The 14,952-nt window shown below is 72.3% G+C and carries 14 protein-coding genes; 8 read left to right on the top strand and 6 right to left on the bottom strand.

Annotation, left to right across the window (positions count from 1 at the left end; genetic code table 11):
- Positions 1-11 precede the first annotated feature (11 nt).
- Together ACFWPQ_RS41700 and ACFWPQ_RS41705 are read right to left on the bottom strand one after the other, a co-directional pair.
- Entirely contained in the window at positions 12-1,001 is a 990-nt protein-coding gene (locus tag ACFWPQ_RS41700) for an NAD-dependent epimerase/dehydratase family protein (protein WP_384047259.1), read from the bottom strand.
- 93 nt (positions 1,002-1,094) lie between these two features.
- The gene (locus ACFWPQ_RS41705; RefSeq protein WP_384047262.1) at positions 1,095-1,682 is read right to left on the bottom strand and encodes a hypothetical protein; all 588 of its coding nucleotides are present in this window, start codon (positions 1,680-1,682) and stop codon (positions 1,095-1,097) included.
- A gap of 197 nt (positions 1,683-1,879) precedes the next feature.
- Here ACFWPQ_RS41705 and ACFWPQ_RS41710 point away from each other — a divergent pair, with 197 nt between their 5' ends.
- Positions 1,880-3,106 (top strand): acyltransferase family protein, encoded by a 1,227-nt coding sequence (locus ACFWPQ_RS41710; RefSeq protein ID WP_384047265.1) that lies wholly within the window; start codon positions 1,880-1,882, stop codon positions 3,104-3,106.
- 9 nt (positions 3,107-3,115) lie between these two features.
- Here ACFWPQ_RS41710 and ACFWPQ_RS41715 read toward each other — a convergent pair whose 3' ends face one another.
- The 3 genes from ACFWPQ_RS41715 to ACFWPQ_RS41725 all read right to left on the bottom strand — a co-directional run bounded on the left by ACFWPQ_RS41715 (position 3,116) and on the right by ACFWPQ_RS41725 (position 4,616).
- The gene (locus ACFWPQ_RS41715; protein ID WP_384047267.1) at positions 3,116-3,706 is read right to left on the bottom strand and encodes a hypothetical protein; all 591 of its coding nucleotides are present in this window, start codon (positions 3,704-3,706) and stop codon (positions 3,116-3,118) included.
- Between the two features lie 152 nt (positions 3,707-3,858).
- A complete protein-coding gene (locus ACFWPQ_RS41720; RefSeq protein WP_384047270.1) occupies positions 3,859-4,464 on the bottom strand; it encodes a phosphatase PAP2 family protein in 606 nt (201 codons plus the stop codon).
- Positions 4,461-4,616, bottom strand: coding sequence for a hypothetical protein (locus ACFWPQ_RS41725; protein WP_384047273.1), 156 nt, complete (start codon positions 4,614-4,616; stop codon positions 4,461-4,463). Before ACFWPQ_RS41725 ends, ACFWPQ_RS41720 begins: the two co-directional genes overlap by 4 nt.
- 316 nt (positions 4,617-4,932) lie before the next feature.
- Here ACFWPQ_RS41725 and ACFWPQ_RS41730 point away from each other — a divergent pair, with 316 nt between their 5' ends.
- From ACFWPQ_RS41730 to ACFWPQ_RS41760, 7 genes are all read left to right on the top strand, one after another.
- Positions 4,933-6,456, top strand: a complete 1,524-nt coding sequence (locus tag ACFWPQ_RS41730; RefSeq protein WP_384047276.1) for a hypothetical protein — start codon at positions 4,933-4,935, stop codon at positions 6,454-6,456.
- Between the two features lie 374 nt (positions 6,457-6,830).
- On the top strand, positions 6,831-7,769 hold the full coding sequence (locus ACFWPQ_RS41735; protein WP_384047279.1) for an ATP-binding cassette domain-containing protein: 939 nt from the start codon (positions 6,831-6,833) through the stop codon (positions 7,767-7,769).
- Complete coding sequence (locus ACFWPQ_RS41740; RefSeq protein ID WP_384047282.1) at positions 7,766-8,611, top strand: ABC transporter permease; 846 nt, start codon at positions 7,766-7,768, stop codon at positions 8,609-8,611. The genes ACFWPQ_RS41735 and ACFWPQ_RS41740 overlap by 4 nt, the downstream gene beginning before the upstream one ends.
- Positions 8,612-8,629: 18 nt before the next feature.
- Positions 8,630-9,934 carry a sensor histidine kinase gene (locus ACFWPQ_RS41745; RefSeq protein ID WP_384047285.1) on the top strand — a complete coding sequence of 435 codons (1,305 nt, stop codon included), beginning with the start codon at positions 8,630-8,632 and terminating at the stop codon, positions 9,932-9,934.
- On the top strand, positions 9,931-10,599 hold the full coding sequence (locus ACFWPQ_RS41750; protein ID WP_384047288.1) for a response regulator: 669 nt from the start codon (positions 9,931-9,933) through the stop codon (positions 10,597-10,599). Before ACFWPQ_RS41745 ends, ACFWPQ_RS41750 begins: the two co-directional genes overlap by 4 nt.
- Positions 10,600-10,633: 34 nt before the next feature.
- Positions 10,634-11,206 carry a hypothetical protein gene (locus ACFWPQ_RS41755; RefSeq protein ID WP_384047291.1) on the top strand — a complete coding sequence of 191 codons (573 nt, stop codon included), beginning with the start codon at positions 10,634-10,636 and terminating at the stop codon, positions 11,204-11,206.
- 152 nt (positions 11,207-11,358) lie between these two features.
- Positions 11,359-11,841 (top strand): GNAT family N-acetyltransferase, encoded by a 483-nt coding sequence (locus ACFWPQ_RS41760; RefSeq protein ID WP_384047293.1) that lies wholly within the window; start codon positions 11,359-11,361, stop codon positions 11,839-11,841.
- A gap of 39 nt (positions 11,842-11,880) precedes the next feature.
- Here ACFWPQ_RS41760 and ACFWPQ_RS41765 read toward each other — a convergent pair whose 3' ends face one another.
- The gene (locus ACFWPQ_RS41765) at positions 11,881-14,799 is read right to left on the bottom strand and encodes an alpha-L-rhamnosidase (protein ID WP_384047295.1); all 2,919 of its coding nucleotides are present in this window, start codon (positions 14,797-14,799) and stop codon (positions 11,881-11,883) included.
- Positions 14,800-14,952: the final 153 nt, after the last annotated feature.

Genomic DNA, 14,952 nt, shown 5'->3' on the forward strand with positions numbered 1-14,952 from the left:
GCACTCCGCGCTCACTCGGCGCGCGCGAACTCCCGCATCCCCTCCGCGAACCCGACCTCGGGCTTCCAGCCCAGTTCGGCCCGCAGCCGCGAGGAGTCGGCCGTGATGTGCCGTACGTCGCCCAGCCGGTACTCCCCGGTGACCACCGGCAGCGGCCCGCCGTGCGCCTCGGCCAGCGCGCGGGCCATCTCGCCGACGGTGTGCGGCTCGCCGCTGCCGGTGTTGTACGCGGTCAGCGCACCCGGCGCGGAGCCCGCCTCCAGCGCCACCGCGTTGGCGGCGGCCACGTCCCGGACGTGCACGAAGTCCCGGCGCTGCCGCCCGTCCTCGTACACCCGGGGCGCCTCGCCCCGGGCGAGCGCGGAACGGAAGAAGGAGGCCACGCCCGCGTAGGGGGTGTCACGGGGCATCCGGGGCCCGTACACGTTGTGGTAGCGCAGCGACACCGCCGACCCGCCCGTCGACCGGGCCCACGCGGCGGCCAGATGCTCCTGGGCCAGCTTGGTCGTGGCGTACACGTTGCGCGGATCGGCGGGGGCGTCCTCGCCGACCAGCCCGGGCGCCAACTCGGCACCGCACACCGGGCAGTTCGGCTCGAACCGGCCCGCGTCCAGATCGGCGACCGCACGCGGTCCCGGCCGTACGACGCCGTGGCGCGGGCACTCGTACCGGCCCTCCCCGTACACGACCATCGACCCGGCCAGCACCAGGTGCCGTACCCCCGCCTCGGCCATCGTGGAGAGCAGCACGGCCGTACCGAGGTCGTTGCGCGAGACGTACTCCGCCGCGTCGCCGAACCCGACGCCGAGGCCGACCATCGCGGCCTGGTGGCAGACCACGTCCACGCCCGCCAGGGCCCGCCCCACCGCCACCGGACTGCGCACGTCGGCGCCCGGATCGTCCCGCACGTCGAACACGACCGCCTCGTGCCCGCGCGCCGTCAGCGCCTCGACGACATGGGACCCGATGAACCCGGCACCGCCGGTGACCAGTACACGCATACGGCCACGCTAGGCGTGCGCGGCCCCGGGACCACGCGCCCACGCCCGCACGTCACGACTCCGTAAGGCGTCCCGTCGTACGCGCTCACCCGCTCACTTCATGTCGAGCGCGTACTCGCAGTGCACCTCCTGGGTGTACCTGTTGCCGCCCTGGGTGTAGTTCACGCGGCAGCCGCTGAGGTGCTCCGCGATGTGGCCTACGATCCTGACCCTGACCATGGCGTAGTAGTCGCCGCTGTCGTGGTGGCCGCGTATCACGATGGGTCTGCCGGCGTGGTCCGGCATCGTCGTCATGTCCCGGGAGCCCGGGACGTTCTTGTCCCCCTCCTCGCTGTCGAGGATGTAGCCGTTCGTGTCCTGCGCGGAGTAGACCGGGTATCCCTCGACCCGTGCCCCGGACGGAACGTGGTCCAGCCGCACCGACGTGATCCGGACCGTCGTCCCCGAGTTGTTGACGAACAGCGGGAAGGCGAATCTCCAGACCGTTCCGATCTTCGCGTGGGGATAGCCCAGGATCCCGAACGCGACCGGACCGGCCGCGGTGAGGGCGTCCCCGGTCGCGGGCGGCGTACGCATCGATGCCGACGCGGCCGTCGAACTCGGGAAGAAGCCCAGCACGACGGCGGCGACAGCCACCGGCAGCAGGCGGCTGCCACGAGTGAAATGCGCAGGTCCTGCCATGGATTGTCCCCCGCTCCCCGGTCGGAGGATCGTAAGGATCACTTACTTAAACAATCAACGATTTTCGGTTCAAGAGGGCACCAAGCCCTGCGACCCGGCATCATGCGGGCGCTGCTGTTGAACGGCCCGGCCGGGGGTCACGTACCTGTCGTTGGGGGCGGCGCCGTGCAGCCCGGAGGAAGGGCTGAACGATTTCCGTGGATGCGAGTCGCCCGGCCGGAGACACGCTCGATCCGGTCGTCCCCGCGCAGCGGGGGGAGAGCGGGAACGGCGACGGGGGGCAGGTCCGTCGGCAGGTGCAGGGCCTGGACGGTCTCCGTGGCCTGGCGGCGCTGTACGTGGTCCTGTTCCACTGCTGGCTGTACACCTTCCCGGGCTATCCCCGCAGTTCGGCACCGGAATGGCTGGGCGGGCTGATGTTCGGGCGCCTGGCCGTCGTCTTCTTCCTGGTGCTGTCCGGGTTCTCCCTGGCGATCTCCCCTGCGCGGCACGGCTGGCGGTCGGCCGGTGTCCGCGAGTTCCTGCGCCGACGAGCCTGGCGCATCCTTCCCCCGTACTGGGCGGCGCTGGCCCTGAGCCTGGTGATCTCGTGGTTCGTGGTGCCGGCCTCGCACTTCGGGCCGCCCACCGGCGCGACGGTCCTGGTGTTCGGCCTCGTCGCCCAGGACGTGGTCACCGCCCCGACGCCGAACGGCGCGTTCTGGTCGATAGGGGTGGAGGCCGAGCTCTATCTCCTCTTCCCGCTCCTGCTGTTCGTCCGCCGGCGCTGGGGCGCCGTGGTGCTGGCCGTGTGCGTGACGCTCCCGGTGGTCGCCGGCGGTCTGACGGCGCCCGGCGGGACCCCCGTGGAGGGCGACAACTGGCTCGCTCCCCATCTGGCGCCGGTGTTCGCCGCGGGGGTCGTCGGCGCGGGCGTCGTCGCCGCGTCGGACCGGGTGCGACGCCTGCCGTGGGGATGGTTCGCCGTCCTGGCCGCACTGCCGGTCCTGGCGCTCGGTGCCGTCCGGGGTCCGGTCTGGACGGTGAACCACTACTTCTGGATAGACCTCGCCATCGCTCCGGCCATGGCGATGCTGCTGGCCGCCGTCGCCACCGGAAAACCCGCCGTCCTCGTGCGGCTTCTGACGGCACGCCCCGTCCACGGCCTCGGCAATTTCTCCTACAGCCTCTATCTGATCCATCTTCCGATCGTCATGGCCGTGATACGCCGAATCGCCCCGCATTTCGTGTCGCGGGGACTGCCCACGTTCTGGTTCACGCTGGCGGTCGGCCTGCCGGTCTCGATACTCGCGGCGTGGATTTTCTCCAGGCTCTTCGAAATTCCGTTCAAAAAGAACAGGTCCTGGAAGTCGATCGTCGCGGCTCGTTCCGGCGTCGTGGCCCGAACGCCGGGCGTCAGCCGTACGCGGGGAGTCAGCCCGTGACGCCGGGAGTCAGCCCGTGACGCCGGACTTCTGGCCGGCGGGGGTGACGGCGTACCACTCCCCGTCCTTCCCCTGGCCGTTCGTCTGCCCGGCCGCCGTGTCGCCCACGTACCGGTAGAGCGGCCAGCCGGCGAGCGTGAGTTGTGTCTCGCCGTTCCGGTGGACCGTGCCGAGCAGGCTCTTCTCCACCCCTGAGGTCTGCACGGACTCCGGCACGATCACGGGCAGCCAGGTCTTGGTGCACGTGCCGGAGCACGTCCACTTCGAGGGATTCGGCTGGTCCTCGTCGTAGCGGTAGAGGGTCAGTCCCTTGTCGTCCGTGACGATGCTCGCCAGGCCCTGGGCCGACCCCGCCAGCACGGCGGCGGTCGTCGCCGTCTGCCCGTTCGCGGGGCTGGTGCCCGCGACCGGCGTCGAGGCCGCGGGTGCCGAGGTCGCCGGGGCCGACGTGGCCGGGGCCACCGGGGCGGCGCCGGCGGTGCCGCTGTCGTTCGAGGAGCCGCACGCCGCCAGCAGGAAAGCGCAGGCGAGCCCTGCGGCGAGGCTCGGACCGATGCGTCGCGGGATCAAGGAGGTGCCCTTCGTCGGAGTCGCGTCCACCTGCTCCCTGAGTACGTCGGCCGGCTCCCGTCCGCTCAGCCGCCGAGATCATGTGACGCACTCTTGACCATCGCGCGCGAGGTGCGGCCGAAGCCCGGACGGCTGCCGCGGCCGTGAGCGGTATCGGCCGGAATGCGCTGGTGATATGCGCCTCACGAAGGTGCCAGCAACGGACGCAGGCGGGTCGCGGTCAGCCGCCCGGCCAGAGTGTCCGCGTGCCTGCGCAGTACCGGCATGACGAGCAGGACGGTGAGGGCGCCCACCGCGATCCCCGCCAGCACGTCGTGGGGGTAGTGCGCGCCGACCCAGATCCGTGCGGCCGCCATCGCGGCGGCGGCCACCGCGGCCACGATGCCGAGCCGCCGGGAGACGTACAGCAGGGCGACGGCCGCCGCGGCGGCGATGGCCGCGTGGTTGCTGGGGAAGGACCAGTCGCCGGGCGCCGGACACGCCTCCAGCGTGGTCACGCGCAGGCTCTGGCAGGGTCGGTCCTCGCGCACCAGGAGCTTCAGCACCGAGTCCACCCCGAACGCCGAGAGGACGGCGAACGGCACGGCGAGCGCCGTCACCGACGCGCCGGCGCTCGCCCGCCGGGCCCGCCACCAGCCGACGGCCATGAGCACCGCGAAAAAGGCCGGCCCGTACGTCGACCACGCCGTCACCGTGAAATTCAGCCAAGCGGGAGCATGCCGGGCGAGGTTCACCACATCGGTGTAGGCGGGACCGTCGAGCGACGAGCCGTCGAACGCGAGGATCATCCGCGAGCCTCCTTCGCCATCGCCGCCCGGCCCGAGCGGAATCCCCAGGTGACAAGCGGAATCGCCGAGAAGCCAACGACGACGGCGACTGCCCTGCGCGGATACCGCCGGGCGTCCGGCAACTGCGGCGACGGGTGCACGGCCGTGGTCATCGTCGGGATCTCCTTTGTGACTACAGTTCTGTAGACGGTCTACGTCACTGTAGACGAAGGTGTGGAGCTCGGCGTTCCGTGTCCGACGCAAGGAGATGCACAAGACCGTCCGGTGAATTCAAGACGTCCTGCGGTGTTCGCCGACGGGGGTGCCGTCCGGCTGGAAGGCTGGCCGAGTGGCCGTCCTGCCCCGGTTCGCCGCCCGGCTTGCCCCTTGATCCGCCCTTCTCGCCCGCGCCCCGTCGCCACCCTCGCTTCGACCCTACGACCTGTAGGGTTGCCCTGGCCCTACAGGCTGTAGGGGGAGGGATGCGAGATGAGCGACGGCACACAGGTCACGGACAGCGCGCCGGTCACGTCGACCGGCCCACGCCGGCCCGGCCCGTCCACGGCCGGCCGTGCCGCCCGGCGATTCCGCGGGGAGCGGGCGTCGGCGGTCGTGGCCGCCGTCTTCACGCTGGCCCAGCTCCTCCTCGTACGACCGGGGTTGGGCCTCGGCTGGGACGAGTCGGTGTACGTCAGCCAGGTGGCCGCCCACGCGCCCCCTGCGTTCTTCAGCGCCCCGCGCGCCCGCGGCGTCCCGCTGCTGGTGGCGCCGGTCGCCGCCTGGTCGTCGTCCACCGCACTGCTGCGGATCTACCTGGCCGTCCTGTCCGGCCTCGCGCTCTTCCTCGCGCTCCGCGCCTGGCGGGGCCTCTTCCCGGCCCGCGTGCGGGCGACCGCGGGCGCCCTCTTCGCCACCCTGTGGGTGACGCTGTACTACGGCCCCCAGGCCATGCCCAACTACTGGGTCGCCGTCGGCGCCCTGGCCTGCACGGGATGCTTCCTGCGCGCCCAGGCGGACCGCTTCGACCGCCCGGCCCTGTGGGGCGTGGGCCTGAGCGCCGCCGTGATGGGCTGGATGCGGCCGGTGGACGCGGTCTGGGCGACCCTGCCCCTGCTCGCCCTGCTGGTGGGCGTACGGCGATGGCGACGCCCCGCGCTGCTGGCGACCCTGCTCGGCGGCCTCGCCGCCGGTGCCGCCGAGTGGGTGATCGAGGCCTACGTCTCCTACGGCGGCCTGGCGCAGCGCCTGTCCGACGCGTCCCGCATCCAGGGCGGCCTCGGCTGGCACGTCGCCGTCACCGACCAGCTGCGCGCGCTGGGCGGACGTACACTCTGCCGCCCGTGCACCGGTGCCCTGCCCCCCGCCCCGGTGACCCTGTGGTGGTACGCGCTCCCGGTGCTCGCCGTCGTCGCCGCCGTGGTCGCGATCCGTGCCCGGCGCGCCCCCGCCACGCTGGTGGCGCTGGCCTGCGCCGCCTCGGCGGCCTTCCCCTACCTCTTCCTGATCGGCTACGCGGCACCGCGCTTCCTGCTGCCCGCCTACGCCCTGCTCGCCGTCCCGGTCGCCGATCTCCTGGTGCGCCTGGCCCGGGCCCCCGGACGGATCCGCCGGCCGCTGACCGCGACACTGCTGACCCTCGCCCTGGCCGGTCATCTGGCCGTGCAGTTCGTGGTCCTGGAGCACACCGTGCACGGCGCCACCGCCACCCACCGCGAGTGGGCGCGCGTCGCCGACGGACTGAACCGGCTGGGCGTCCGCCCGCCCTGCCTGGTCACCGGGAACAACTACGCCCCGATCGGCTACTACGCGGGCTGCGCCTCGGCGGCGACCGGCGGCCACGACGAATCCACCACGCCCGCGGAAATCAGACGGACCGCCCGCCGGCTGCCCACCGCCACGCTCCTGGCACCCGGCGCCCGCCCGCCCGGCTACGCCCGCTCCTGGACCCCCCACACGGTGGCCGGCGTGCGCGTCTACGTCGCACCTGCCCCGGACCGGGGAGGACGTCGGTGAGCAGCACCGGCGTACCGCTGTCCCGCGGCCTCGGCCGGACTGGCAGCCCGCCGGCACCACGGCCGCGACGGGGGCGGCCTGCCGACCGCCGTTCCTTCCCGGCCTGTCGGCTGCCGTTCCTTCCCGGTCTGCTGGCTGCGTTCCTCCCCGGCCTGCCGGTACGGGCGCTGCTGACCCGCCGTTCCGTCCTGTGAGCCGGGCCCGGCGCCGCCCGGACAAACGGCGCCGTCGCAGCTCAGCCGCGTAGTACCGGGGTACCACGCGCCCGGCGCAGGTCAGCCTCCCGGTACCACGGGACGGCGTGATCGCGCGCCTAGCGTTGCCGTGAGGCGCCGCACACGAGGGACGCCGAAGGCCGACAGAAAGACACGCGCATGATCGACGCACGGCAGCTGACCAAGAGATACGGCGAGAAGACCGCCGTCGACAGCCTCGACTTCGTCGTCAAGCCCGGCACGGTGACCGGCTTCCTCGGGCCCAACGGCGCGGGCAAGTCCACGACCATGCGCATGATCGTCGGACTCGACGCACCGACGAGCGGCTCCGTCACCGTGAACGGCCGCCCCTACGCCCGCCACGAGGCGCCGCTCCAGGAGGTCGGCGCCCTGCTGGAGGCGAAGTCGATCCACCCGGGCCGCTCGGCCCACAACCACCTGCGGGCCCTCGCGCTGACCCACGGCATTCCGCGCCGCCGGGTCGAGGAGGTCATCGAGCTGGCCGGCCTCGGCAGCGTGGCGAAGAAGCGGGCCGGTGCCTTCTCCCTCGGCATGGGGCAGCGGCTGGGCATCGCGGCGGCGCTGCTGGGCGATCCGCAGACGGTGATGCTGGACGAGCCGGTCAACGGCCTGGACCCGGAGGGCGTCCTCTGGATCCGCAACCTGCTCAAGACGCTCGCCGACGAGGGCCGGACCGTGTTCGTGTCCTCGCACCTGATGAGCGAGATGGCCCTGGTGGCGGACCACCTGATCATCGTGGGCCGCGGGCGGCTGCTGGCCGACACCACCGTCGGCGACCTGATCCGCGAGGCGGGCGGGGACACCGTGACGGTGGTGACACAGGATCCGGCGCGGCTGCGGGACGTCCTGGCCGGGCCGGGCGTCGACATCACCGGCCGGATCGGCTCCGAGGAACTGCAGGTGACCGGGGTGACCGCCCGCGAGATCGGGCTGAAGGCGGCCGAGCACGGCATCGCGCTGTTCGAGCTGAGTTCGCGGAGCGTGTCGCTGGAGGAGGCGTTCATGGACCTGACCAGGGATGCCGTGGAGTACCACGGCTCCACGACCGCCGTCGAGTCCCTCGGGAGGCCGGCATGAGCACCCTCACCGCGACCACCGAGGAAGAACCCCGGACCACCACCCGGGAGCGCCCCGCCTACCGGGTGACCGGCCGCCGCGTGCTCTCCTCGGAGTGGGCCAAGCTGTGGTCCCTGCGCTCCACCTGGATCACCCTGGGCCTCGGCCTGCTCTTCCTGGTGGCCTTCGGCGTGATCGCCGCGAGCCACTACAAGTCGGGGCTCAACTCCGGCCACCAGGACCGTGACTTCGCCACCGCCACGGCCGTCAGCCTCTCCCTCTTCGGCACGAACTTCGCCCAGCTCGCCCTGGGCGTGCTCGGCGTGCTGGTCACGGCGGGGGAGTACTCGACGGGCATGATCCGCTCGACCCTCGCCGCGGTGCCCCGCAGGCTGCCCGTGCTGTGGTCCAAGGCGGCCGTGTTCGGGCTGGTCGCGCTGGCGGTGGGCACACTGGGCGCGTTCGTCGCCTTCCTCGTCGGCAGCGGGATCGTCTCCGGCACGCCCGCCGCCATGGGCCTCTCCCACGCGGGTGTCCTGCGCAGCCTGCTGGGCGCCGGGCTCTACCTCGGCCTGGTCGGGGTGATCGGCGTCGCCCTGGGCGCGCTGCTGCGTTCGGTGGCCGGCGGGATCTCGGTCCTGGTGGCCTCCCTGATGCTGATCCCGGGCCTGATCTCCCTGCTGCCGAGCTCCTGGCAGGACAACATCAGCCCCTACCTGCCGTCCAACGCGGGCGAGTCGATGTTCGCCCTCACCCACGACGCCACCACCCTGTCGCCGGGCGCCGGACTGCTGGTCTTCCTCGGCTGGACGGCACTGGCGCTGGCCGGCGCCGCCTACCGGCTCGTGCGCAGCGACGTCTGACACCCGCACCATGGCAGCGTGACGTTCGTGACGATCGATGACATCAGCGGAACGGGACCGCTGGTCGCCCGGCTCTCCCGGGGCGGCCAGCGGTTGCGGCAGGCCGACCGGGCCCACCCCTGGGTGCTGGACACCGGGGTCGTGGTCCTGGTCTTCCTGATGTTCTGCCTGCCCGACCTCTTCCACCACGGCGACGGGGACGGCGACGGCGAGCGCGCCCGCCACTTCCGGCTCGCCTTCACCCAGCTCCCCGTCGCGGGCATGCTGGCGGTGCAGCTCGGCCTGGTGCTGCCCCTGCTGTGGCGGCGGCGCAGACCCGAGGTGGCCTTCGGTGTCATCGCCGCGGTGTTCGTCGTCCAGTGGGCCGTGGGCGCGGCGCTGCGCGCGGACGTCGCGCTCTTCGTCGCCCTGTACAGCCTGACCCTGCACGGGCGACTGCGCCGGCTGCCGTGGGCGTGCGGGGTCATGGCGGGCGCCATGGCGCTGGTGGCGGTGCGGGTCTCCCCGGCCGTCTCCGTCTGGGACGCCCTGTTCTTCCTGCTGAGCACGGCGACCGCGGCCCTCGCGCTCGGCCTGATGGTCCGGATCCGCCGGGCCCAGCTCGCCGGACTGCGGGAGCGCGCCGCCCAGCTGGAGATCGAACGTGACCAGCGCAGCCGACTGGCCACGGCCACCGAACGCACCCGCGTCGCCCGCGAGATGCACGACATCGTCGGCCACAACCTCTCCGTGATCATCACGCTCGCCGACGCCGGCGCCTACGCCACCGACACCGCCCCCGAACGGGGCAAGGAGGCCCTCCAGCTCATCGGCGACACCGGCCGGCAGGCCCTGGGCGAGCTGCGGCGGGTGCTCGGCGTGCTGCGCGAGGCGGCGGACGGCCCCACGGGCGGCCCCGAACTCAGCCCGCAGCCCGGCATCGCCGACCTCGACGCGCTCTGCGCGAAGGTGCGGGCCGCCGGACTGGAGGTCGTCTACCGCACCTCCGGTGACGTGGACGCCCTGGACGGCGGGGTGCAGCTGACCGTGTACCGCATCGTCCAGGAAGCCCTCACCAACACCCTGAAGCACGCCGACACGGACGCCGACACCCGGGTCCACCTGGCGATCCTCGCCGAGGACGGCAGACTGACCATCCGGGTCCAGGACACCGGCCGGACCGCACCGGCCGGACCGCCGAACGAGGAAGGACACGGACTGGTGGGCATGAGGGAACGAGCGGCTCTGTACGGGGGCACCGTCAGCGCGGGTCCGGTGCGCGGCGGGGGATGGCGGGTCGAGGCCGTCCTCGACCTCACCCCGCAGAGCGGCGGTGGCCGATGACCACCGTGCTCATCGTCGACGACCAGCCGCTGCAGCGCTACGGCTTCCGCATGCTGCTGGAGTCCGTCCCGGAGACCGAGGTCGTGGGCGAGGCCGCGCACGGCGCCGACGCCGTCCGCAAGGCGGCCGAACTGCGCCCGGACGTCGTCCTGATGGACGTCCGCATGCCCGGCATGGACGGCATCGAGGCCACCCGCCGGATCGTCGCCGCGGGCGAGCGCTCCCGGGTCCTCGTCCTCACCACCTTCGACCTCGACGAGTACGTCCACGCCGCCCTGCGCGCCGGTGCCAGCGGCTTCCTCCTCAAGGACGCGCACGCCGAGGAACTCCTCGCCGGCATCCGGGCCGTCGCCGCCGGGGACGCCGTCATCGCGCCGGCCCTCACCCGCCGCATCCTCGACGAGTTCACCCGCTACGTCCCCGCCCGCAGCGGCGACCGCGACGAGGACCCGAGACTCGGCTCCCTCACCGACCGCGAGCGTGAGATCCTCGTCGCCATCGGCAAGGGCTGGAGCAACGGCGAGATCGCCACCCGGTTCGTCGTGACCGAGTCCACCGTCAAGACCCACGTCGGCCGCGTCCTCGCCAAGATCGGCGCCCGGGACCGCGTCCAGGCCGTGATCTTCGCCTACGACCACGGCCTCGCCCGCCCCAACGCGGACTGACCCGACGAGGCGCGACGGCCGACGGTCCGGCACCATGGCCGTGCCCCATACCGGTGGAGGGGAGAGCGCCTTGGCTCATCGCCAACCCGACCGCGAAGCGAGCGGAACGCCCGTCGGCCTGTCGCGCTTCCAGGACAGGCGGTTCAACGGCTACTTGGGAGTCAGGATCCCGCACGAACTGGACACCGAGGTCGAGGCCTTCGTGACCGCGTACGTGAGCGGCCCGCAGCCGCTCAGGCGAACGGTGCTCGACGGCGTGGGCCGACGTGCCGCAGCGGTACTGAGTGCCTATGGTCAGCGCATGGCGTCGGTGGCGGTCCGCACCCGGTCCCCCGAACCGCTGCGACACGGACTCGTCGCCGCGGGCCTGGCAGAGGTCCGTCTGGAAGAGCCGCGCAACAACCTGTACGTGCTCGCCGCGATCAATGACAGCGCATCCCTGACCGGCACTTCGCTGCAACGCCTCATCGCCGAAGTGTCCCCATTTCTCCCGCCGGCCGGCGTGGCGGCGCTGCGTGCGTTCGACCGACGCGAGGACCGCCACAAATCCATCGAATCCATGGGGATCAGGCGAACCGGATCCGGCGAGACCTTCCGCTACCGGTAGCCGGCATCCGATCATCTGCCCATGAGACCCGAGGTACAGACGTTCGTCGCAGGCGGCCCGCTCCCCGCCCTGATCACCGGCCCCCGGCCCGACGCCGGCGAGTGGCACCGGCGGCTCTGCGGACGTGCCAGGTGCATCGCGAGGATGGCTGCATGAACGCGCAGCAGGTGATCCTGCGGAAGATGACTCCGGCGGAGTACGGTGCCGCGACCGAGCACCGCGAGGCCGAGTCGGTGCGGGTACTGAGCAGGCTCATGCCGGAAGAGGTCGCACGTGAGCGGGTCCGGCGTGGCACGGCCACGTTCCTGCCCGACGGGCTCGACACGGCCGGTCATCATCTCCTGACGGCGGAGAACGCGGCCGGCGATGCGGTGGGCAACGCATGGGTCGGCCCGGATCCCCACCAGGCTTCGGGCAGCGCGAGCTCCGCATGGCTGTACGACATCCATGTCTTCGTGCCGTTCAGGCGTCTCGGGTACGGATCCGCCATCCTCACGGCCGCCGAGGCACTCGTCGCCCGCGAGGGCAGGACGGCGTTGGGTCTGAACGTCGTCGGGGACAACGAGGCGGCGATCGCCCTGTACCGCCGCCTCGGATACGACGTGACCTCGATGTCCCTGCGCAAGACGATCTAAGGGCACCGCACGCCCGTGCCGGCGCGCGCCGCCCGGATTTCAGGGGGTGAGGTAACAGCCCTTCCGGACACCCGGCAGCGGGTCCGTGCCGCCGAACGCCGCCGTCGTGCAGCCGACTCCGCCGGTGAACGTTCTGTAGACGAAGGCGCCCCGGGCGCCGTACGCCACGGTCTGCTGCCCGCTGAACGCGCAAGTCCCGGTCTCGTCCGAGCAGTTCGTGGCGTAACCGGCCGGACCGCCGACGGCGGTGTAACAGGCTTTCGACTCGCCGGGGATCGGGTCGCCGAACTTCGCGTCCGTGCACGGCGTGTCGCCGGTGGCCCGCAGGGTGGTGAACGCTCCGAACGCGCCGTACATCACCGGCTGTCCGGCGGCGGCCGGGCAAGTGCCGTTCTGGTCGGCGCACTTGGTCCAGCCGCCGGCCGGTGCTCCGGCGGACGGCAGGTAGCAGGACTTGGCGACACCGTCGACGGGATCGCCGAAGTGGGCGTTGGAGCAGGCTACGGAGCCGTTGGTGACCTGGTGCACGAAGTTGCCGTTGGCGCCGTAGACGACGTCACGGTTGTAACCGGGTACGGCGCAGGTGCCGTTCTCGGCCGCGCAGACGGTGTAGCCGGGCGGGCCGCCCGCGTCGGCGACGTAGCAGGACTTCACGAGGTTCGGCGCCGGGTCGCCGCCGAAGGAGTCGTTGCCGCAGGCGGTGCTGTCGGTCACGGTCTTGTACGTGTAGGTCCCGGCGCCGTAGGCCACCGAGCGGGTGCCGCTGAAGGAGCAGGTGCCGCCCTCGCCGGCGCACCGGGTGTAACCCGCGCGCAGCGCACCGGTGGTGGCGGGGTCGGCGGGTGCGGCGGGGTTGCCGAGGCCGGTCGCGGTCACGGTGTAGCTGCCCGGGGCGACGCCGGTGAGGTAGACGTAGGCGCCGTCCTGGCTCGCGCCGGTGATGCCGGCGGCGGGTGTGAAGGATCCGCCGTGCCAGACGACCGTGCCGTTCACGGACACCGAGACGTCGCCGCCGCCGAACTTCGGGACGCCGATACGGCCGGTGCTGCCGGACGGGCTGGTCAGGTGTGCCGAGTAGGTGCCGGCGGCGGGATCGCGGGACCAGGAGGCGTCGACGGCGCCCTGGGGCATGGTGATGCGGCCCTCGGCGCTGGTCAGGTCGCCGGGGTGGGGCACGAAGCGGTAGGCGCCGCTCGCCGACTCCGGTGCGGTGCCGAGCACGTCGAAGGTGAGCGTGGAGGTGGGCGCGGAGGACCAGCCGTGGGCCAGGCTCATGAACGAACCGCCGTAGGCGAGGCCGCCGTCGGCCTTGAGGCCCTCCCAGAAGGTGCTTCCGGTGCCGATGTCACTGTCGAGCATGTGACCCCAGGTCCGGCGGATCTGGTCCAGCGCGGTGTAGTCGTCGTTCGCCGTGAAGCGGGCGTTGAGTTCCATGCCGCCCGCGAACGGCGAGACGTTGCCGCCCCATTCGGGGGTGGTGGGGCCGTACGCGCCCCAGTTCTTCCCGAGCCCCGCGACGACGCTCGCCGCCTTGGCCGCGGAGTCGGTCAACCCGTACCAGACCGCTAGGGAGTTGCCGTCCTGCGGATACAGACCGCTGGCGGGGTTGTCCTTGTACATGCCCTTCGAGGCGTCCCACAGAAGGGAGTTGGCCGCCGTCTTGATCGCGTCCGCCCTGCCGGTCCAGCTCGCGGCGAGCGCGCTGTCGCCCTCCACTGCGGCCAGGGTGGCGCCACCCCTGAGCGCGGCGTACAGCAGCGCGTTGGCGGAGATGTTCTCACCGCCCTGACCGACCCGGGCCCAGTCCTGGGTGCGGGTCACGTCGAGCAGGCCGTTGCCGTCGATCTTGCCGGTGATGAAGGCCATCCCGCGCTTGTAGTTGCCCCATTCGGAGTCCAGCCAGGCCCGGTCGCCGGTGTACGTGTAGTACGTCGACGTGCCCAGCAGCGTCCAGGTGTGGTAGGTGTCCGAGCCGGTGAGGTTGAACGGCGGCCCGGACCAGGGGATCTCGCCCTCCGCCGACTGGGCGTCGTACATCGTCGTGAGCGCGTTGCGGGTCGAGGTGAGGTCGGCCGAGTACGCGTACTGCGTGGGCACGGCGATGCCCATGTCGCCGGGCCACACCGTGCGGTCGCGCTTGGCGCCGTCGACCAGGACGGAATCGCCCACCCCGACGGTCGCGCCGTTGTCCCACGCCGAGGCCGGCGGGGGCCAGGCGCGGCCCTGGTCCGAGGCGATCGTGTCGAGCTGCACCGTGTAGGCCCCGGCGTACCAGACGCGGTTGAGCAGGTCGTCGCTGGAGTGGAAGTAGTTGGGGTAGTCGGCGGGGTCGGACTTCCCGGGGGCCGCGGTGAAGGCGAGGCTCACGCCCTTGAGATCCACCCAGCCCGAGGTGTCCAGGAAGACGGTCAGATAGCGGAAGCCGCCGCGGAGTTGGGCGGTGGGCATCGTGTACGTGCCGTTGGCGGAGGCCGTGGCGTAGAGGGCCCCGTCCTCGCCGCCACGGCCGCTGCTGCGGTCGCTGTCGTTGCCCACGTACAGGGACGACTCGCTGAAGGCCAGCCCGACCCGCTGACCGCTGTCGCTCACACTCCCCAAGGACAACGTTGCCAGGCCGCCGACCTCCTTGCCGAAGTCGAGGGTGACGGCCGACTGCGAGCCGGAGATCCGGGTCGGCTGTCCGCTCAGCACGTTCTGCGGGTTCGCGACGCTGCCGGACGTCCGGTGGACGGCGGTAGGCGTCAGGGTGCGTGAGGTCGGCGAGTAGTTGAGGGGGTCGACCGCCGCCGCCCGGGCCCCCGTCGAGGCCGCCCCGACGGATGCCGGCACGACGGATGCGGGCACGACGGTGTCGGCGGACGGGACGGGACTCGCGGTGAGCGCGGTGGCCGCGACGACGGCCAGGCCGACCAGATGATGCCGGCCCGGCGGTCTGCTCAGCGGTGAACGACGGCGCATGGAGACCTCCTGGGGTGGGGGGTGCGGGTGCCGGGGAATCCGGCCGATGGTTGCCTGAAACGATTCAAAACCGCGCCGCACGAGGCCCGGTGCCGGTTGCGACAGGTGGATGCACGAGGAGCCTCGCCGAAGTTCCACCGATGATGGGCGCCC

Source organism: Streptomyces sp. NPDC058464 (assembly GCF_042721035.1).
In the GTDB taxonomy this organism is placed as follows: domain Bacteria; phylum Actinomycetota; class Actinomycetes; order Streptomycetales; family Streptomycetaceae; genus Streptomyces.